Origin of the sequence: Mycobacterium talmoniae (assembly GCF_001854525.1) — a bacterium.
Lineage (GTDB): Bacteria > Actinomycetota > Actinomycetes > Mycobacteriales > Mycobacteriaceae > Mycobacterium > Mycobacterium talmoniae.
The window spans coordinates 1-17,042 of the sequence record NZ_MLQM01000119.1; the positions used below are offsets into that span (position 1 = coordinate 1).

Here is a 17,042-nt window from a genome sequence, read left to right on the forward strand (position 1 = left end):
GCGGACGACCGTAACGGTCGTCGTAGTACTCGTCGCCGGGCCGCCCTTGCCCCGGGCCGCCGCGGTAGCTCGGATTATCGGTCATCGCTGCTACTCCTATTTCTGCGCTAAACGCATGCTGATCTGATTGTGGCCGGGGAGCATCGCTGGCGCTCGGGCGGGGGCTGGCGTCGGGGTTGACGCCACCGCGGGTACGGAACTGGCCGGTGTGCAGGTTCGCTGAGGGTTCGAACCTGACGACCAGCTCACCATACGTTTGCCACCCCTGTTCGCCGATGTATCCCGCCAAGTGTTTGGCGAAAGTGTCCGCCGTGAGGTCCGGGTCGGCGACCACCTTGTCGTAGTCGTGCACACCGAGGGTAATAACGTACTCGTTGGGCGCCAAAAGACGATTGCCTTCCAGGGATCGGACCCCGTCTGCGGCTTCGCGCCGCAGCATGGCTTCGAGTTCCTCCGGGACAATGGCACCGCCGAATACCCGAGCAAATGCGTCGCCGACCGCGGTTTCGAGTTTGCGCTCGATGCGTTGAACCAGCCCCCTCTGGCCGCCCATCTCACCGCCCGCCTCACTACACCGTTCTGGGTCGTCGCGTGCAGGTAGTTATGTATATCCGCGTGCATTCGCGTGTCGCACCACCCACGTCTGTCACACGCATGGTATCGGCACAGCGCAGCACCGCGTCACCTTTCAAACTCTGAGAATCGGATCAGGCCAGGTCACCACGTCGACCAGGCCCGTGGCGCCGCGGCATGCGCGCAACGGTTGGCGAGTTCGGGAACGCGGCGACTACCGTGGTAGCCTCTAGCGGTTGTTCCGGGCGAGTGGCGGAATGGCAGACGCGCTGGCTTCAGGTGCCAGTGTCCTTCGGGACGTGGGGGTTCAAGTCCCCCTTCGCCCACCACGAGCGGTTCCACGAACCGCCGGCATGAAGGTCACGAACTCGTCGAGTTCGTGACCTTTGTGTTTGTCGGGGTGCGGCTGCCCTCGCGCGGCTGACCCGGCTGACCCCGCAGCAGCCAAGCCACGAAATGTCCGACCGGCGTCGTCCAGGCCCGGCGCCGATCCACCGCTGCCACAAAGTCTTCGAACTCGTCGGGGCGGTGCGCATCGAGGCGGCCGAGCACCGCGATCTGGTCATCGTGAGGAATACGACGCGCGGGCGGGGGCAACCGAAACCACAAGCGGCGCCCGTGGCGGGCCGGCCAGCACGGGTCCAGGTCGTGCAGTTCGGCCAGGTCGATATGGCCGGCGCGCTCGCCGTGGGCGGTCAGGTAGCCCGTGAACGGCTCGGCATACGGATAGGCGGCGGTCACGGTGTCGATAACGCGCCGTTGGGCGAGGGTTTTGACGGCGCGGTGCACGCTGGCCCGCGCGGTTTCGCTGGCGTCGTGAGCGACGAGGCCGAGCATGTCGATCGTGTACCAGCGCCAGCGCGCTCGAACCACCGCCGGGCCGTCGTCGAAGAGCTGGGCCACATCGCTGCCGTGGTAGCTGTCCTGATCGCTGCGCTGGTGCAGGGTGGTCAGCACCTGCCGTTGCAGGGCTCCTATGCGTCGGGTCATCGGCTCGTATCGTTACGCGGTTGTTTTTCGGGTCGGATCCCTGGCCAACGGGTCGGTTCCGTTGACGCTGGCGGGATGCGCGTCGATTGTGGTGCGGCCGAAATGAGCTGTCATTGTCTTGGCAGGACAACCCGGGAGCGCTGATGTGGCGGCTCGGAACAGTCCGTCGAGCGACGTCGGCTGCTACCGTCCTGCGGCCCGCACCCGGCGACCACTCGGGGCGGTGGCGAAAACGGTGGTTGTCCAAAACCCGCATCGCGCCCGCTTGCGCCGGCAGCGCAGTCCGAGCGCGTTCCTATTATTGGTGGACATGACCGGACGCGGGAACGATGCCGAGGCCGAAACCACCGCGGAGTTCGCCGACCGCGTCACCGCGGCCATCGATAGCGCCAGCCTGGCGTTGCTGCTGAGCCTCGGGCACCAGACCGGCCTGCTGGATGCGATGGCCCGGTCAGCGCCCGCGACCAGCGGCCAGATCGCCGACGCCGCCGGACTTAACGAGCGCTACGTGCGCGAGTGGCTCGGCGGCATGGTCGTGGCGCGGGTCGTCGAGTACGACCCGACGGCCGCGACGTACTGGCTGCCCGGGCACCGGGCCGCCGTGCTGACCCGCGGCGCCGGACCCGACAACCTGGCCCGCATCGCGCAGTACGTTCCGCTGCTAGGCGAAGTCGAGCAGAAGATCTTGGCCTGCTTTCGGCAGGGCGGCGGCCTCGACTACGCCGACTATCCCCGATTCCACACCGTCATGGCCGAACGAAGCGGTGAGGTGTTCGACCGGGCCCTGGTCGATGAAGTGTTGCCCTTGGTCGACGGACTGCCGGAGCGGCTTAGGCGGGGTGTCGACGTCGCCGATTTCGGTTGCGGCAGTGGGCATGCGGTGAACGTGCTGGCGCAGGCATTCAGCGCGAGCCGGTTCACCGGCATCGACTTCTCGGCCGAGGCGATCGGGCGCGCGAATTCCGAAGCCGCCCAGCGCGGCCTGACCAACGCGACGTTCGAACGCCACGATCTGGCCGCGCTGGATAAGCCCGACGCCTATGACGTCATCACCGCGTTCGACGCCATCCACGACCAGGCGCGGCCGGCGCGGGTGCTGGCGAATATCTGTCGGTCGCTGCGGCCCGGCGGCGTCTTTCTCATGAGCGACGTCAAGGCATCCAGCCGCCTGGAAGACAACGTCGGCCTCCCGATGAACACCTACCGCTACGCGGTATCGGTGCTGCACTGTATGCCGGTTTCGCTGGGGCTCGATGGCGCAGGATTGGGAACGATGTGGGGCCGCCAGCTGGCCACCTCCATGCTCGCCGACGCGGGCTTCACCGACGTGGACATCGCCGAGATCGACACCGACCCGTCGAACTACTACTACATCGCCCGGAAGGGCTGACCCTAGCGGCCGGTTCGTCGGCTACGCCGATTCGCCGAGCAACGCCGCGACGGCCGCCACCACCCGGGCGGCGCCGTCTTCGGCGGCGATCCGCGAGCCGAGCCGACGGGCGTTGTGCCGCAGCCGCGGGTCGGTGACCGCGGCGCGCATGGCGTCGGCGAGCCGGGCGGCGGTGAGCTGACGCTGGGCGATGGCGGCCGCGCAGACGCCGAGCCGCTGCAGGCGGCGCGCCCAGAACGGGCCGTCGCCGTAGCCGGGCAGCCCGATCGCGGGCACCCCGGCGCGCAGGCCCGCGGCGGTAGTCCCGGCGCCACAGTGGTGGGCGACCGCGGCGACGCGGGGAAAGAGCCAGTCGTGCGGGGCCTCGCCGATGGTGACCATGTCGTCGTCAATCACGCGGAGGCCGCTCCAGCCGGCCTGCACGATCACCCGGACCCCGGCCCGCCGGGCTGCCTGCCGGATGGTGTTCGACAGCTGTTCGGCCCGGGCCGCGGTGGTCATCATGCTGCCGAACCCGAGGAACACCGGCGCGGGCCCCGCGGCCAGGAAATCGGTCAGTGCGCCGGGCGGCGCCCAGGCCCCGGCGTCGGCGGGCCACCAGTAGCCGGTGACCTCCAAGCCGGGTCGCCAATCCGGCGGCCGGGGCACCACCAGGGGCGAATACCCATGCAGCACAGGCCACTGCGTCGCACTGCGGTGTCGGCGCAGCCGGCGCGCCGAGGCGCGAGGCAATCCCAGGGCACGACGGAACTCTGCGACCACACCGCCGTAGAGCCGGTCGACCAGCCGCGCGCCGGTGTTCGCGGCCAGCCGGTTGCCCAGCGCCCCGGCCGACCAAGCGCCGAGCACCGCCGGCGGATACTGCGCCGTCGCTGACAGCGGCTGCAACCGTACCCCCAGCGAGGGAATGCCTTTGGCTGCGGCCAGCGGGTGCCCGACCAGCTCCGCGAACGGCGACAGCAGCAGCATGTCGGCGGGCTGGTCCGCCACCGCGGCAATAATGTCGTTGCCGAGGGCTCGCATGCCCGCCGGTGAGGCGAACGCGGCCAGGGCGCGGACCGGCGACACCTCGGCGCCTTCGGCGGTGGGCTCCAACTGCGCGGGCAGCTCGCGAAACCCCAAGCCGCAGTTGCGGATCAGCTCCGCGAACGGGGTGTAGGCGGCGATCGCGACGTCGTGCCCGGCCCGCTGCAGCGCTACGCCCACCCCGGTGAGCGGGGCGACGTCACCGCGGCTGCCGACGGCGATAATGACGATGCTGCTCACCGGCTCACCCCCACCGCTCGGCCGAACAACGCGACCAGGTCCTCGCCGTAGGTGTGCGGGTCGAAGTCGGGGTCGCGCAGCAGCTTTTCCACCACGGCGTTGACCGCGCCGCGCAGGGCCAGCGCCATCGAGCCGACCGGGAAGTCGGCGAACTCGCGATCCCGTTGGCCCGCCGCCAAGATCACGGCCGGGTCCAACGCCGCCAGTTCCTCGCGGAGCTCGGGGCTGAGCCCGAGCTCGTCGAAGCGCCGTCCGTCGCGGGGCTGATAACCCGTTGCGAGTTGGGCGAGCGCGCCGATATGCGACCGGTGGCCGTCGAAGTACGCGATGTTGGCCCGGATATAGGCGGCGAGCTGGTCGGCCGCGGTGGACTGCGCCTCGACCGCGGGCACCACCACCGCCAATGCGGTGCGATACATCTCTTCGAGGACGGCGTCGACCAGGTTGTCTTTGCTGCCGAAGTGATACAGCACCGCACTCATCGCCACCCCCACCCGCTCGGCGATCTTGCGGATCGAGGTCTGCGCCCACCCCACCTCGGCGATCACCTCGATCGCGCACGCCACCATCTGGGCCCGCCGCGCCGACTGGGTGAACGTCGCCGGCTCGCCGCGTTCTGATCGCATGTTCCGATATTAGATCAGTTGATCAGTACACGCCTGGACCTGACGGCGGGAGCCCGGATCACGATTAAGAAAATCCTAAACATTTGCCTTACCAATTCCTTATTTAGTCGGTAGAGTCGTCGGCCATGACCCCTTCGAGCGATCAGGCCGTCCCTGCCCGAGTGGCGCTGGTAACCGGGGCCGCACGAGGAATCGGCGCCGAAGTCGCCGGCCAACTCGCGGACGCCGACACCCACGTCGTCGTGAACTACCGGGAGAAGGCCAAGCGCGCCAACGCCGTCGTCGACCGCATCCGTGCCGCGGGGGGCCGCGCGTCGGCGGTCGGGGCCGACCTGACCGACGAGGCGGCCTGCACCGCCATGGTGCAGGGCATCGCCGAGGAGTTCGGGCGGCTGGACCTGTTGGTGCTCAATGCCTCTGGCGGCCTGGAGCTGGGCGCCGACGCGGGGTATCCGATGCGGATCAATCGCGACGCCCAGGTGCGGTTGACCGTATTGGCGTTGCCGCTGATGCCGCCGGGTGCGCGCATCGTGTACGTGACCAGTCATCAAGCACACTTTTGCGCCCGGGTGCCCGTCCTCGAGGAGTACCTCCCGGTGGCGACCAGTAAGCGTGCCGGCGAGGACGCGCTGCGGGCGATGCAGCCACGCTTCGACAAACGCGGTGTCGGTTTCACGGTCGTCTGCGGCGACATGATCGAGGGCACCATCCTGGTGCGGTTGTTGGAGCGCCGTAAACCCGACGCGGTGGCGGACCGCCGTGTGCACGGTGAGCTCCCGACCGTCGAGGAGTTCGCGCGCGCCGTCGTCACCGCGGCCACCGGCCCGGCCCCGGCGGAGGACACCGTCTACGTCGGCGGACAGGACTACCTGGCCGGCATGGCGGCCTGGCCCCCACCGTGAGATTGCGTCCAGGGTCGTCGAACGGCGCAAATCCACAGCCCTGACGGCAATTTCAGCGGCAGCGCGATCAGCGTGACTGGCAGTGCGGGCACCACCACGACGTTCGGCCCCCGATCCGATCGGATGCCAGGTGGGTGCGGCAGCGCGGGCACCGCGGGTCGGGCGCGTCACGCACCCCGGTGAGCCAACCGCGCAGATCCGGCACCCGGCCGTGCCGCACCGAGGTGCGCAGCACCCGGCGCATCGCCTGGTACAGGGCTTTCCGATCGGCGCCGCCCAGGTCGGGGACCGCGCGGGCGGGGTGCAGCCGGGCTTGCCAGCAGATCTCGTCGGTCAGCAGGTTGCCGAGCCCGGCGAGCACCGCCTGATCCAATAGCGCCGGCTTGAGCTGACCGCGACGCCGGGACAGCACGGCGGCGAACACATCGAAGGTCACGGCCAGCGCGTCGGGGCCCTGCTCCCCAACGATGTCGGTCACGTCGTCGGCGGTGGCGGCCAGCCACACCCCGCGCAGCTTGCGTTGGTCGGCATAGCGCAGCTGCCCGCGGTCCAGGGTGATCACCATGCGTGGCCGCGCGTCCGGCTCGTCGGCGCCGTCCGGCAGGTAATACGGGTGCCCGGTCATGCCGCTGTGGATGAGCAGCACCGGGCCGGCGGTGGGCAACATCAGCCACTTGCCGTGCCGGTCGGGGCGGTCGAACCGCTGCCCGGCCAGGCGCTGGCCCAGGCCCTGGGGGCTGGTGTTGCGCAGCACCCCCGGATCGGAGACCTGGACGCGGCAGACCCGGCGGCCGGGCAGGGCGCCGGCCAGTGCCCGGCGAAACCCCTCGACGTCGGGCAGCTCAGGCATGCCGGTGGTAGGGCGAGCGGGTTTGTGGGGCCAGCGTTTTGACGGCCATGCCTGCCAAGTACCCGCCGGCCGGGGCAGCGGAAACGTCGGCGGCCCAACGCGTGCCTTGACCCCGCGCGATCCGCGATGCTAAGCAAGTGCCCAGCATCCGGGCGCACCACGCGCCGCGGCGATGAGAAAGGGTCAACGATGACACTGCAGACGGTTTTGGACGACATCCGCAAGCGCCCGGGGACCGGTGAGGTCATTCCGGTCATCGATCCGGTGACCGAAGAGCAGATCACCGAATTCACCGACTGCGGCGAGGAAGTCGTCAACGACGCCGTCGCCCGGGCCAAGGCCAGCTTCGAGTCCGGTGTTTGGCATGGCCTGCCGGCGCGCGAGCGGGCCAAGGTCATGTGGCGCATCGCCGACCTGATGGATCAGCACGCCGACGAGCTGGCCGGCCTGGATTCACTCAACACCGGCATGCCGATGGCGCAGGCGAACATGATCGTGCCCACCTGCGCCGAGTTCTTCCGGTACTACGCCGGCTGGTGTACCAAGCTCAACGGCAACGCCTACGAGGTGCAGATGGAGGGCGGGGTCTCCGGCGCCTACGCCAACATGCACGCCTACACCCGCAAGGAGCCGTACAGCGTTGTCGGGCTGATCTTCCCGTGGAACGGGCCGGTCTTCAACGCCTGCGCCAAGCTGGCCCCGGCGCTGGCCGCGGGCTGCAGCAGCGTGGTCAAGCCCGCGGAGGAAACCCCGTTGTCGGCGCTGGTGCTGGAGAAGATCATCGCCGAGGCCGGGGTGCCGGACGGTGTGGTCAACCTGCTGACGGGTTACGGGCACACCGCGGGCGCGGCGATCACCGCCCACCCCGATGTCAAGAAGGTCGCCTTCACCGGGTCCACCGAGGTCGGCAAGGAGATCGTGCGGGCCTCGGCCGGCAACCTGAAAAAGGTGATGCTGGAACTCGGCGGCAAATCGCCGGTGCTGATCTACGACGACGCCGACCTGAACATGGCCATCACCATGGCGGCGATGGGGATCTTCGTGCACTCCGGTCAGGGCTGCGTGTGTGGCTCCCGGATCTTTGTGCAGCGCAGCGTGTACGACCAGGTGGTCGAGGGCATTGCGATGGTGGCCAACAACCTGCAGCTGGGTGGGCCGAAGGAAGAGGGCAGCGTGATCGGCCCGCTGATCAGCCAAAAGCAGCTCACCCGGGTGATGGGCTTCATCGACGAAGGCAAGAAGGACGGCGTCGAGGTGGTCACCGGCGGGCACCGGCTTGACCGCAAGGGCTACTTCGTCCACCCCACCGTGCTGACCAACGTCGATCGGGGGATGCGGCTCTACCAGCAGGAGATCTTCGGGCCGGTGGTGACGATCCTGCCGTTCGACGATGACGACGAGGCGGTGGCCTTGGCCAACGACACCAGCTACGGGCTGGCCGCCACCGTGTGGACCACCAACCTCGCCCGGGCGCATAACCTTGCCAAGCGGTTGGAGGCCGGCACCGTCACGCTGAACTGCCAGTTGGTGTTCGACCACAATGTGCCGTTCGGCGGCTACAAGCAGTCCGGCTGGGGTCACGAGTTCGGCCGCGAGGGCGTCGAGGCCTACATGCAGACCAAGTCGGTGTGGGCCCAGCTGTAAACCGGCGCTCCTGAGCTTGATAGCCGGCTGATAGCCGGTGTGGCTGCTGAGATCGACGTCCAGACGGCCCGAAACCCCCGATTTTCGGGGCTATGTGCCAATCTGGACGTCGATTTCAGTCAGGATGTCGGCGCCAAGCTAGGCCGTGCTGTCGCCCAGCCAATCTCCGTCGCGGGCATGCCGGCGTTCATAGGATGATCGGCGTGTCCGCCGAAACCCCGTATGCGCGCCAGATCGTGTTGCCGAACGTGGATCTTGGTCAGCCCTGGGGTGTGGCGGTGGATGCGTGGGATAACGTCTACGTCGCCGACTACGACAACCGGCGGGTGCTGCAGCTGGTCGCCGGGCCGTGAACCGGTATCAACCGAGCGCCGCCACCGTGCGGCGCGGTGTTTTCGCCACGGCCGCAACATTGACCGTCCTCGTTGGCGCAGCCGCATGCGGCCCAGACTCCGCGGACAACAGCGGCCACGTCGCCACGGCAACCCCCACCACACCAGCACCGACGATCAACGGCTATACGCGGGTCAATATGAGAGACTTCCACACCTACAGCACCTACGGGGGGTCGGCCGTCCAGTTCACCACCAGCAGCGGCGTCCGGTGCCGGATCTGGGATCCGCTCGCCTCGTTCCAGCCCTGGACGGGGATTGAGTGCTGGGGCCAGCTTCCGGGAGTGGCACCGAACCTGAACCTCGCCGTGGCGTCGGTGTATCCGTACGACAAGGACACCCACACCGCGTTCAATTCTGGGCCGGTTCCCCAGGAGCGGGCGGTCTACTCGTTTTTCGAGCACACCGACCTCAGCAAGCACGAAACCTCCGGTCTGCAGCAGACGCCCGTCGACCCCGCGAGCTACCACCCGTTAGCCGCCGGCCAGATGATCCTGGTCCCAGGATCACGCGGCGCCCCGACCATCAACGACGCGATGTGCGCAGCAGACCCGGACGACACGCTCACCTGCGAAATGCAGAACGCTTGGGGGCGGGGCGAGACCCACGGCTTCCGGTTGTCACCCCACGGCAGCCGCGCCTACTAACCGCACCGAACACGCCCAGCCAATCTCACTACCGGTACTCGCCCACCTCCGGTGGCGGCGGCGTCGCGGGCTGCTCGTGCCACCACCCCACCAACACCACCACGACGACGGCGATCGCGGCCAGCACGACTAGCCGCAGCATCCGGCGAAGCCACCGCCGGGTGGCCGCGATCACCGCGGCGGCGGTCACGGTGAGCCCGGCGGGATGCCCGGAGACCAGCGTCGCGACGTCGGCAATGTTCATGGGGGCAGGATCGCACGCAGGGCGGACAACCGGCCCGCACACGCAAAGGGCGCGCCCGAAGGGATTCGAACCCCTAACCTTCTGATCCGTAGTCAGATGCTCTATCCGTTGAGCTACGGGCGCCGGTCTTCAGTTGTCATGGTGGGCTAGCCCACCCGGCTGTTGGTCAGCCGTGGCGGAGGCGAGAGGATTTGAACCTCCGGTCCCCGGTAAGAGGACAACTCATTAGCAGTGAGTCCCATTCGGCCGCTCTGGCACGCCTCCTTGAACTTCCTGAGGGTACCGGACCGGTGTCCCGGTCCCGCAACCGCCGAGGGCACAGCGTACACAGGCCCGACATATGCTGTCGACGTGACCGCCCGCCTGCGCCCGGAAGTGACCGCGCTGCCGGCCTATGTGGAGGGCAAAACCGTCCCGGGCGCGATCAAGCTGGCCAGCAACGAAACGGTGTTCGGGCCGTTGCCCAGTGTCCGGGCGGCCATCGAGCGGGCCACCGACACCATCAACCGCTACCCGGACAACGGGTATGCGGAGCTGCGATCCGAGTTGGCCAGGCACACCGGGTTCGCACCCGAGCACATTGCCGTGGGCTGCGGGTCGGTCAGCCTGTGTCAGCAGCTCATCCAGATCACCGCGGCCGTCGGCGACGAGGTGCTGTTCGGCTGGCGCAGCTTCGAGATCTACCCGCTGCAGGTCCGGGTCGCCGGCGCCATCCCGATCCAGGTCCCGCTGCGTGACCACACCTTCGACCTGGACGCCATGCTGGCGGCCATCACCGACCGCACCCGGCTGATCTTCGTCTGCAACCCCAACAACCCCACCTCCACCGTCGTCGACCCGGCGGCGCTGGCCCGGTTCGTGGCCGCGGTGCCGCCGCACATCCTGATCGCCATCGACGAGGCCTACGTCGAGTACATCCGCGACGGCCTCAACCCGGACAGCTTCGGGCTGGTCCGCGCGCACAGCAACGTGGTGGTGCTGCGCACCTTCTCCAAGGCGTACGGCCTGGCGGGGCTGCGGGTGGGCTACGCGGTGGGCGACCCGGAGGTGATCACCGCGCTGGGCAAGGTCTATGTGCCGTTCACCGCGACGAGCATTTCGCAGGCCGCGGCGATCGCCTGCCTGCGCGCCGCCGACGAGCTGTTGGCCCGCACCGACGCTGTGGTCGCCGAACGGGTCCGGGTCAGCGCGGCGCTGCGCGACGCCGGGTTCACGTTCCCACCCTCGCAAGCCAACTTCGTCTGGTTGCCGCTGGCCGAGCGCACCCGCGACTTCGTGGAACAGGCCGCCGACGCGCACCTGGTGGTGCGCCCGTACGGCACCGACGGGGTGCGGGTGACGATCGGCGCGCCGGAGGAAAACGATGCCCTGTTACGGTTCGCGCGGGGTTGGGGCTGAGGAGGAATTGGGATGCGAGCACAAGCCAGGACCACCGTCAGCGCGCCCGTTACGCGGGTGTGGGCGGTGCTCTCCGACCACGAGGGCATGTCTAACTGGGCACCGGGCATGAAGGCCAGCCTGCTGCGCCCCGGCGCGCCGGAGCGCAACGGTGTCGGCGCGCAGCGACGCCTGCAGGCGGTGCCGTTTCTGCCGGCCTTCGTCGAGGAGATCACCGCCTTCGAACCGGATCGACGGCTGAGCTACCGCGCCGTGTCGGGCATCCCGCTGCGCAACTACGTCGGCGACGTGGAGCTGCGGGCCGTCGGCGAAGGCACCGAGATCACCTACACCGTCAGCGCCGACAACCGCATACCCGGGGCGGCAGCGGTGCTGGCCAACGCGTTGCTGTTCGCGTTCAAACGTCAGGTCAACCGCGCCGCATAGGGCTGCAAAGGAGCATCCATGAGTGACGAACTGGCCCGCAAGCGGTTCACCGAATTCAAAGAGCGCACCGACACGATCGCCGACGCCGAACTCGACGATTACTGGGCGAGCCTGCCGCCCGCCACCATCGACGGCATGCTGGGTGAATGGAAGGGCGGCGAGTTTGTCACCGGACACCGGATGAACGGCCTGCTGGACAAGGCCCGCTGGTTCGGGAAGACGTTCACCTCCCGTACCGAGGTGCAGCCGCTGGTTTGCCTGGACGCCGACGGCAACAAGTTCTCCAACGTCGAACTCGGCAAGGGCGAGGCCAGCCTGTGGCTGGAGGAATTCCGCGGCGAGGTGACCGCGACCATGGTCTACGACGGCCAACCCACCCACGACCACTTCAAGCGCATCGATGACACCGCGGTGCTGGGGATTATGAACGGCAAGGGCGTGCTGGACAACGGGCGCTACTTCTACTTCTACCTCGAGCGGGTGTGACCAACCGGCGCGAGCGTGCGTGTCCCCGGTGCGACACGCCGGATATGGACCGGGACCACGCACGTTCGCGTGACGGGCGAGGCGAACCGGGCTAGGCGTCGGGGTGGCGGCCGGTGAACGCGATCAGCCGATCCAGGGCGGGCGCGCCGTCATCAACGTCGACCGGCGGATCGAAGCCCACCGTGGCGCGGCCCTGCGGCGTGATGATCTTGTACGCCAGCCCCAGCACGTAATCGGCCACCGACTCGGCGACCGGCACGTCGCGGCCGGTCGCAGTCGCGTAATCCCACGCGTGCACCAGGAATTCGAGCGACAGAATCGCGGCGGCCACCGCGGCCGGGAGCTCGTTCGATCCGATGGTGACGTTGCCGTGCAGGCCACGGTGGTGCCAGGCGTCCAGCGCGGCGCGGGCCGCGGCGACGACCTGCTGCTCCACCGGATCATCCGGGTCGCGGTCGGGCACGTCGGCGTCGGCGGCGCCACCGAGCACGGTGATGGAGGTCAGCAGGTGATCGGTCAGCTGCGCCACGCTGTATTCCGAGCACGGGGTGGGTTTCGACAACTCGTCCCGCGACAGCGGGTGCAGCACCTGCTGCAGGACGCCCAGCGTGGCTTCCGCGCTGGCTAGTTCGTCGGTGGGTGGGGAATCGGGTCCGGGCCGCAGGTCAGAAGGTCATGACATCCACGGTACGGTCGGTCCATGGCCGAGCCGTATGAATCCGTCACAGTCGAAACCAAAGACCACGTCGCCCAGGTCACCCTGATCGGGCCGGGCAAGGGCAATGCGATGGGGCCGGCGTTCTGGTCGGAGCTGCCCGACGTCTTCGCGGCGCTCGACGCCGACCCGGACGTGCGCGCCATCGTCCTCACCGGATCCGGCAAAAACTTCAGCTACGGCCTGGACCTGCCCGCGATGGGCGGCAGCCTGTCCGGCGTGTTGACCGAGGGCGCCTCGGCGAAACCGCGGGCGGAGTTTCACCGGATGGTGCTGCGCATGCAGCAGGCGATCAGCGCGGTCGCCGACTGCCGCACCCCGACGGTCGCGGCCGTACAGGGCTGGTGCATCGGCGGCGGCGTCGACCTGATCTCGGCCGCCGATATCCGCTACGCCAGCGCCGACGCGAAGTTCTCGGTGCGGGAGGTCAAGCTGGCGATGGTCGCCGACGTGGGCAGCCTGGCCCGGCTGCCGCTGATCCTCACCGACGGGCACCTGCGGGAACTGGCGCTGACCGGCAAGGACATCGACGCCGCCCGCGCGGAGAAGATCGGTCTGGTCAACGACGTGTACGACGACGCCGAGGCCTGCCTGGCCGCCGCCCACGCGACCGCGGCCGAGATCGCCGGCAACCCACCGCTGACCGTGCACGGCATCAAGGATGTGCTCGACCAGCAGCGCATCGAACGGGTGTCGGCCAGCCTGCGCTACGTCGCGGCGTGGAACTCGGCGTTCCTGCCGTCCAAGGACCTGATGGAGGGCATCAGCGCCACCATGGGCAAGCGCAAACCCGAGTTCACCGGCGAATAGCCGATGGCGTGGCTGCTGCTGATCGCGGCGATCGCATTCGAGGTCACCGCGACGCTGTCGTTGCGGGCCTCGGACGGATTCAGCAAATGGGGCTGGACGATTCCCGTCGCGGTCGGCTACCTCGCCTCGTTCGTGTTGTTGGCGATGGTGCTCAAACGGGGCATCCCGGTCGGGGTGGCCTACGGCGTCTGGTCGGCGATCGGGGTGGTCGCCACCGCCGTGCTGGCCCGCTACCTGTTCGGTGACCCGTTCACCTGGCCGATGGCCGGCGGCGTGGTGCTGATCGGCGCCGGCGTCTTCCTGTTGGAGTTCGGCAGCAGCGGCCACGCGCCGACGTCCTAACCGGTCGCTCAGCTGGGCTGGCGCTGCTCAATAATGCTGGCCCACAACGCCACCACGAGCGCCACGGTCGCCACCAGCAGGCCGGCGAACTCCAGTAGCCCCACCCCGGTGCCGCTGTGGTGATGGGTGTCGACGCCGTGGCTGAGCGCATGCAGCGCCCAGTGCAGGGCCGCGAAGGCCAGCGCCGGCACTCGCCACGACCGCCAGCGCAGCGCGGCCCACAACATCAGGCCCAGCGGCAACTCGAACGAGGCGTTGTCGAAGATGTAGTGGTCGTTGCGGACGCCAAACGCGCCGAGTGTGTCGAAGAACACCCCGGGTGACACCATCATGAAGATGCCCAGCGCCACCGAGTACAGCCCGAACACGATCAGGGTCACGTCGATCAGCCGGGACCGGGTCATGGGCCCACGGTAGACGCTGACGCCTGCGCGCCCGCTGGCGCGACACACGTAACCTGGCGGACGTGGCCGATCGACCTTTGCGCGAGACCCAGTTCATGACCCCCGACGGCAGGATCCGCGTCCCCGCGGACCTCGATGCCGTCACCGCGGTCGGCGACGAGGACCACTCCGGAATCGACCCGCGCGCCGTCGAACGGATCTGGCGGGCCGCGCGGCACTGGTATCAGGCCGGGATGCACCCGGCGATCCAGCTGTGCCTGCGCCACAACGGCCGCGTCGTGCTCAACCGCGCCATCGGGCACGGCTGGGGTAACGCCCCCTCCGACCCGCCGGACGCCGAGAAGGTGCCGGTCACCACCGAGACCCCGTTCTGCGTGTATTCGGCGGCCAAGGCCATCACCGTGACCGTGATGCACATGCTGGCCGAGCGCGGCTATTACTCGCTCGACGATCGGGTGTGCGACTACCTGCCCAGCTACACCAGCCACGGCAAGCACCGCACCACGATCCGGCACGTGATGACCCACAGCGCCGGCGTCCCGTTCCCCACCGGCCCGCGACCCGACCTCAATCGCGCCGACGACAGCGAATACGCCCGCGAGCAGCTCGGCAACTTGAAGCCGCTGTATCGGCCCGGGTTGGTGCACATCTACCACGCGTTGACCTGGGGACCGCTCACCCGGGAGATCGTTTCGGCGGCCACCGGAAAGAACATCCGCGACGTGCTCGCCGAGGAGATCCTCGACCCGCTGGGCTTCCGGTGGACGAATTACGGTGTTGCGCCAGAGGATGTTCCGCTGGTCGCCCCCAGCCACGCCACCGGCAAGCCGCTGCCCCCGGCGATCGCCGCCGCGTTCCGCAAGGCGATCGGCGGCTCGGTGCACGAGATCATTCCGGTGACCAACACCCCGTTCTTCCTCACCACCGTGGTGCCGTCGTCCAACACCATCTCAACCGCCGACGAGCTGTCCCGCTTCGCCGAAATGCTGCGCCGCGGCGGCGAACTCGACGGGGTGCGGGTCATGCAGCCGGAAACCCTGCAGGGTGCGGTGCGGCAGTGCCGGCGGCTGCGGCCGGATGTCGCGTCCGGTTTGACGCCGCTGCGCTGGGGCACCGGGTACATGCTGGGCTCGACCCGGTTTGGGCCGTTTGGCCGGGGTGCGCCGGCCGCGTTCGGCCACCTCGGGTTGGTCAACGTCGCGGTGTGGGCCGACCCCGAGCGCGGGCTGGCGGCCGGACTGATCAGCAGCGGCAAACCCGGCCGGGACCCGGAGGCCAAGCGCTACACCGCGCTGATGGACACCATCGCCGCCGAAATCCCGCGGACGGTGTAGGCGGCGGTCGGGTGTCCCGCTCGGCTGTCATATGAGCGGTGGCGGAGGGATTTGAACCCCCGGACGGTGTTAGCCGTCTCTCGCTTTCAAGGCGAGTGCATTAGGCCGCTCTGCCACGCCACCGCCGACAAGACTAGCGGGGACCACACGCGGCCCGGCGACGCCGTCGCATCGGGGCCCCCGACGTCCTGTCGGAGGGCGGGGAGGCTTACATCCGGCCGAACTTCGCCGCCGGCTCGGTGACCTGCAGGGCGGCGCTGATCCGCCCGCAGTTCTCCCCCAGCGAGGTGAGCTGCGCGCGGGACAACGGGCTCAGGAAATGGGCCCGCACATTGTGGGCGTAGGTGCCCATGGCTTGCCGCAGCGCGGCCCGGCCGTCGTCGGTGATGATCGCCATCACCCCGCGCCGGTCGTCGGGGCTGGCGCAGCGCCGCACCAAACCCTGCGCCTCGAGTCGGCCGACTTGGCGGGTCAGGCGGCTGGGCAACGAGAGGAGCGTCTCGGCCAGGTCCCGCATCCGTGCCGACCCGTCGGCGGAGCCGTCCAACATTTCCAGCACCCGCACGTCGACCAGCGACAACTCGTGGCTGTCGCTGAGTCGGCGGTTCAGGGTCGCATACAACCGCAGCGCGGCGTCGAGAAAGCTTTGCCACGACTTCTGTTCGGCGAGATCAAGTCCGGGCATTTCACTGGCGGAGCGGCCAGCGGTGGTGGCCTCCATTGCTGACATGGTAGGCGATACGCCGTTACCGCAGAAGAGGAATCCGCTGGTAGTAGCGTATTCGGCATGCGAGCCATCGTCGCCGAATCCGCCGGCCAACTGCTGTGGCAGGAGGTGCCCGATGTCTCGCCGGGGCCGGGTGAGGTGCTGATCCGGGTCACCGCCGCCGGGGTTAACCGGGCCGACCTGCTGCAAGCCGCCGGGCGCTATCCGCCCCCGCCGGGGGCCAGCGACATCCTCGGCATGGAGGCCGCCGGCGTGATCGCCGCGGTGGGTGCCGGGGTGACCGAATGGTCTGTCGGGCAAGAGGTTTGCGCGCTGCTGGCCGGCGGCGGATACGCCGAATACGTGGCGGTGCCGGCCGGGCAGGTGCTGCCGGTGCCCGACGGTGTCGAGCTCGCCGACGCCGCCGGCCTGCCGGAGGTGGCCTGCACGGTCTGGTCCAACCTGGTGCTGACCGCGCAGCTGGGCGCCGGCCAGCTGCTGCTGATCCACGGCGGCGCCAGCGGGGTGGGCAGCCACGCCATCCAGGTCGCCCGCGAGTTGGGTGCCCGCGTCGCGGTCACCGCCGGAACCCCGGCCAAGCTGGATCTGTGCCGGCAGCTGGGGGCCGAGGTCACCATCGCCTACCGCGACGAGGACTTCGTCGCACGGATCCAGGACGTCACCGACGGCGCGGGCGCCGACGTGATCCTGGACATCATGGGCGCGGCCTATCTGGACCGCAATATCGACGCCCTGGCCGCCGACGGGCAGCTGGTGGTCATCGGGATGCAGGGCGGGGTGAAGGGCGAACTCAATCTGGGCAAGCTGATCGGCAAACGGGCCCGGGTGATCGGCACCGCGCTGCGCGGCCGCCCGGTGGTCGGTCCGCACTGCAAG

General features: G+C 69.0%; 21 protein-coding genes and 4 tRNA genes. 13 read left to right on the forward strand and 12 right to left on the reverse strand.

Annotated elements, in window-relative coordinates; all coding sequences use genetic code 11:
* Positions 1-553, reverse strand: a 553-nt coding sequence (locus BKN37_RS18795) for a DUF3662 domain-containing protein (protein ID WP_131823647.1), incomplete at its 3' end; no start/stop codon positions are given.
* Positions 554-816: 263 nt separating this feature from the next.
* Here BKN37_RS18795 and BKN37_RS18800 point away from each other — a divergent pair.
* A tRNA-Leu gene (locus tag BKN37_RS18800) sits at positions 817-902 on the forward strand.
* A 31-nt stretch (positions 903-933) separates the two neighbouring features.
* Here BKN37_RS18800 and BKN37_RS18805 read toward each other — a convergent pair.
* The gene (locus tag BKN37_RS18805) at positions 934-1,563 is read right to left on the reverse strand and encodes a hypothetical protein (protein WP_131823648.1); all 630 of its coding nucleotides are present in this window, start codon (positions 1,561-1,563) and stop codon (positions 934-936) included.
* A gap of 310 nt (positions 1,564-1,873) precedes the next feature.
* Between BKN37_RS18805 and BKN37_RS18810 the strand changes: the two genes are divergently transcribed.
* Positions 1,874-2,953 carry a class I SAM-dependent methyltransferase gene (locus BKN37_RS18810; RefSeq protein WP_071028486.1) on the forward strand — a complete coding sequence of 360 codons (1,080 nt, stop codon included), beginning with the start codon at positions 1,874-1,876 and terminating at the stop codon, positions 2,951-2,953.
* 21 nt (positions 2,954-2,974) lie between these two features.
* Here BKN37_RS18810 and BKN37_RS18815 read toward each other — a convergent pair whose 3' ends face one another.
* Both BKN37_RS18815 and BKN37_RS18820 read right to left on the reverse strand, forming a co-directional pair.
* Positions 2,975-4,219: a glycosyltransferase gene (locus BKN37_RS18815; RefSeq protein ID WP_071028487.1), complete on the reverse strand. Its 1,245-nt coding sequence runs from the start codon at positions 4,217-4,219 to the stop codon at positions 2,975-2,977.
* Positions 4,216-4,845: a TetR/AcrR family transcriptional regulator gene (locus BKN37_RS18820; protein ID WP_071028488.1), complete on the reverse strand. Its 630-nt coding sequence runs from the start codon at positions 4,843-4,845 to the stop codon at positions 4,216-4,218. The genes BKN37_RS18815 and BKN37_RS18820 overlap by 4 nt, the downstream gene beginning before the upstream one ends.
* Before the next feature lie 125 nt (positions 4,846-4,970).
* On the opposite strand from BKN37_RS18820, the gene BKN37_RS18825 reads away from it, so the two are divergent.
* Positions 4,971-5,747 carry an SDR family oxidoreductase gene (locus tag BKN37_RS18825; protein ID WP_071028489.1) on the forward strand — a complete coding sequence of 259 codons (777 nt, stop codon included), beginning with the start codon at positions 4,971-4,973 and terminating at the stop codon, positions 5,745-5,747.
* Between the two features lie 67 nt (positions 5,748-5,814).
* Here BKN37_RS18825 and BKN37_RS18830 read toward each other — a convergent pair whose 3' ends face one another.
* Positions 5,815-6,597, reverse strand: coding sequence for an Fpg/Nei family DNA glycosylase (locus BKN37_RS18830; RefSeq protein ID WP_071028490.1), 783 nt, complete (start codon positions 6,595-6,597; stop codon positions 5,815-5,817).
* Between the two features lie 189 nt (positions 6,598-6,786).
* Here BKN37_RS18830 and BKN37_RS18835 point away from each other — a divergent pair, with 189 nt between their 5' ends.
* The 3 genes from BKN37_RS18835 to BKN37_RS18840 all read left to right on the forward strand — a co-directional run bounded on the left by BKN37_RS18835 (position 6,787) and on the right by BKN37_RS18840 (position 9,280).
* Positions 6,787-8,241 (forward strand): aldehyde dehydrogenase family protein, encoded by a 1,455-nt coding sequence (locus tag BKN37_RS18835; RefSeq protein ID WP_071028491.1) that lies wholly within the window; start codon positions 6,787-6,789, stop codon positions 8,239-8,241.
* Positions 8,242-8,444: 203 nt separating this feature from the next.
* Entirely contained in the window at positions 8,445-8,594 is a 150-nt protein-coding gene (locus tag BKN37_RS29970) for a hypothetical protein (RefSeq protein ID WP_242657293.1), read from the forward strand.
* Between the two features lie 179 nt (positions 8,595-8,773).
* On the forward strand, positions 8,774-9,280 hold the full coding sequence (locus BKN37_RS18840) for a hypothetical protein (RefSeq protein ID WP_071028492.1): 507 nt from the start codon (positions 8,774-8,776) through the stop codon (positions 9,278-9,280).
* A gap of 28 nt (positions 9,281-9,308) precedes the next feature.
* On the opposite strand, the gene BKN37_RS18845 is transcribed toward BKN37_RS18840, so the two are convergent.
* The 3 genes from BKN37_RS18845 to BKN37_RS18855 all read right to left on the reverse strand — a co-directional run bounded on the left by BKN37_RS18845 (position 9,309) and on the right by BKN37_RS18855 (position 9,788).
* The gene (locus BKN37_RS18845) at positions 9,309-9,524 is read right to left on the reverse strand and encodes a hypothetical protein (RefSeq protein ID WP_071028493.1); all 216 of its coding nucleotides are present in this window, start codon (positions 9,522-9,524) and stop codon (positions 9,309-9,311) included.
* Positions 9,525-9,574: 50 nt separating this feature from the next.
* Positions 9,575-9,647 (reverse strand) — tRNA-Arg (locus tag BKN37_RS18850).
* Positions 9,648-9,697: 50 nt separating this feature from the next.
* Positions 9,698-9,788, reverse strand: a tRNA-Ser gene (locus tag BKN37_RS18855).
* A gap of 87 nt (positions 9,789-9,875) precedes the next feature.
* Here BKN37_RS18855 and hisC point away from each other — a divergent pair.
* From hisC to BKN37_RS18870, 3 genes are read left to right on the forward strand one after another with little or no spacing between them, the layout of a single operon-like run.
* The gene (hisC, locus tag BKN37_RS18860) at positions 9,876-10,922 is read left to right on the forward strand and encodes a histidinol-phosphate transaminase (protein ID WP_071028494.1); all 1,047 of its coding nucleotides are present in this window, start codon (positions 9,876-9,878) and stop codon (positions 10,920-10,922) included.
* A 12-nt stretch (positions 10,923-10,934) separates the two neighbouring features.
* Positions 10,935-11,348, forward strand: coding sequence for an SRPBCC family protein (locus BKN37_RS18865; protein ID WP_071028495.1), 414 nt, complete (start codon positions 10,935-10,937; stop codon positions 11,346-11,348).
* 18 nt (positions 11,349-11,366) lie between these two features.
* Positions 11,367-11,834 carry a DUF4334 domain-containing protein gene (locus BKN37_RS18870; RefSeq protein ID WP_071028496.1) on the forward strand — a complete coding sequence of 156 codons (468 nt, stop codon included), beginning with the start codon at positions 11,367-11,369 and terminating at the stop codon, positions 11,832-11,834.
* Positions 11,835-11,925: 91 nt separating this feature from the next.
* Here the strand turns inward: BKN37_RS18870 and BKN37_RS18875 are convergent, their stop codons facing one another.
* Entirely contained in the window at positions 11,926-12,498 is a 573-nt protein-coding gene (locus tag BKN37_RS18875; protein WP_071028497.1) for a TIGR03086 family metal-binding protein, read from the reverse strand.
* A 36-nt stretch (positions 12,499-12,534) separates the two neighbouring features.
* On the opposite strand from BKN37_RS18875, the gene BKN37_RS18880 reads away from it, so the two are divergent.
* Positions 12,535-13,359, forward strand: coding sequence for a crotonase/enoyl-CoA hydratase family protein (locus BKN37_RS18880; RefSeq protein WP_071028498.1), 825 nt, complete (start codon positions 12,535-12,537; stop codon positions 13,357-13,359).
* Between the two features lie 3 nt (positions 13,360-13,362).
* The gene (locus BKN37_RS18885) at positions 13,363-13,701 is read left to right on the forward strand and encodes a DMT family transporter (protein ID WP_071028499.1); all 339 of its coding nucleotides are present in this window, start codon (positions 13,363-13,365) and stop codon (positions 13,699-13,701) included.
* 8 nt (positions 13,702-13,709) lie between these two features.
* Here BKN37_RS18885 and BKN37_RS18890 read toward each other — a convergent pair whose 3' ends face one another.
* Positions 13,710-14,105, reverse strand: a complete 396-nt coding sequence (locus BKN37_RS18890) for a hypothetical protein (protein ID WP_071028500.1) — start codon at positions 14,103-14,105, stop codon at positions 13,710-13,712.
* Positions 14,106-14,200: 95 nt separating this feature from the next.
* On the opposite strand from BKN37_RS18890, the gene lipE reads away from it, so the two are divergent.
* Complete coding sequence (lipE, locus tag BKN37_RS18895; protein WP_071028503.1) at positions 14,201-15,439, forward strand: lipase LipE; 1,239 nt, start codon at positions 14,201-14,203, stop codon at positions 15,437-15,439.
* A 36-nt stretch (positions 15,440-15,475) separates the two neighbouring features.
* Here the strand turns inward: lipE and BKN37_RS18900 are convergent.
* Together BKN37_RS18900 and BKN37_RS18905 are read right to left on the reverse strand one after the other, a co-directional pair.
* A tRNA-Ser gene (locus tag BKN37_RS18900) sits at positions 15,476-15,562 on the reverse strand.
* 85 nt (positions 15,563-15,647) lie between these two features.
* Positions 15,648-16,160: a MarR family winged helix-turn-helix transcriptional regulator gene (locus tag BKN37_RS18905; RefSeq protein WP_071028501.1), complete on the reverse strand. Its 513-nt coding sequence runs from the start codon at positions 16,158-16,160 to the stop codon at positions 15,648-15,650.
* Positions 16,161-16,226: 66 nt separating this feature from the next.
* Here BKN37_RS18905 and BKN37_RS18910 point away from each other — a divergent pair.
* Positions 16,227-17,042, forward strand: an 816-nt coding sequence (locus tag BKN37_RS18910) for an NAD(P)H-quinone oxidoreductase (protein ID WP_071028502.1), incomplete at its 3' end; no start/stop codon positions are given.

Bases quoted from the DNA above. Each gene is read 5' to 3' on its own strand.
- BKN37_RS18805 (WP_131823648.1), bottom strand. From the start codon at position 1,563: ATGACCCGACGCATAGGAGCCCTGCAACGGCAGGTGCTGACCACCCTG.
- BKN37_RS18810 (WP_071028486.1), top strand. From the start codon at position 1,874: ATGACCGGACGCGGGAACGATGCCGAGGCCGAAACCACCGCGGAGTTC.
- BKN37_RS18820 (WP_071028488.1), bottom strand. From the start codon at position 4,845: ATGCGATCAGAACGCGGCGAGCCGGCGACGTTCACCCAGTCGGCGCGG.
- BKN37_RS18825 (WP_071028489.1), top strand. From the start codon at position 4,971: ATGACCCCTTCGAGCGATCAGGCCGTCCCTGCCCGAGTGGCGCTGGTA.
- BKN37_RS18830 (WP_071028490.1), bottom strand. From the start codon at position 6,597: ATGCCTGAGCTGCCCGACGTCGAGGGGTTTCGCCGGGCACTGGCCGGC.
- BKN37_RS18835 (WP_071028491.1), top strand. From the start codon at position 6,787: ATGACACTGCAGACGGTTTTGGACGACATCCGCAAGCGCCCGGGGACC.
- BKN37_RS18840 (WP_071028492.1), top strand. From the start codon at position 8,774: ATGAGAGACTTCCACACCTACAGCACCTACGGGGGGTCGGCCGTCCAG.
- BKN37_RS18845 (WP_071028493.1), bottom strand. From the start codon at position 9,524: ATGAACATTGCCGACGTCGCGACGCTGGTCTCCGGGCATCCCGCCGGG.
- BKN37_RS18865 (WP_071028495.1), top strand. From the start codon at position 10,935: ATGCGAGCACAAGCCAGGACCACCGTCAGCGCGCCCGTTACGCGGGTG.
- BKN37_RS18870 (WP_071028496.1), top strand. From the start codon at position 11,367: ATGAGTGACGAACTGGCCCGCAAGCGGTTCACCGAATTCAAAGAGCGC.
- BKN37_RS18880 (WP_071028498.1), top strand. From the start codon at position 12,535: ATGGCCGAGCCGTATGAATCCGTCACAGTCGAAACCAAAGACCACGTC.
- BKN37_RS18885 (WP_071028499.1), top strand. From the start codon at position 13,363: ATGGCGTGGCTGCTGCTGATCGCGGCGATCGCATTCGAGGTCACCGCG.
- BKN37_RS18890 (WP_071028500.1), bottom strand. From the start codon at position 14,105: ATGACCCGGTCCCGGCTGATCGACGTGACCCTGATCGTGTTCGGGCTG.
- lipE (WP_071028503.1), top strand. From the start codon at position 14,201: ATGACCCCCGACGGCAGGATCCGCGTCCCCGCGGACCTCGATGCCGTC.
- BKN37_RS18905 (WP_071028501.1), bottom strand. From the start codon at position 16,160: ATGGAGGCCACCACCGCTGGCCGCTCCGCCAGTGAAATGCCCGGACTT.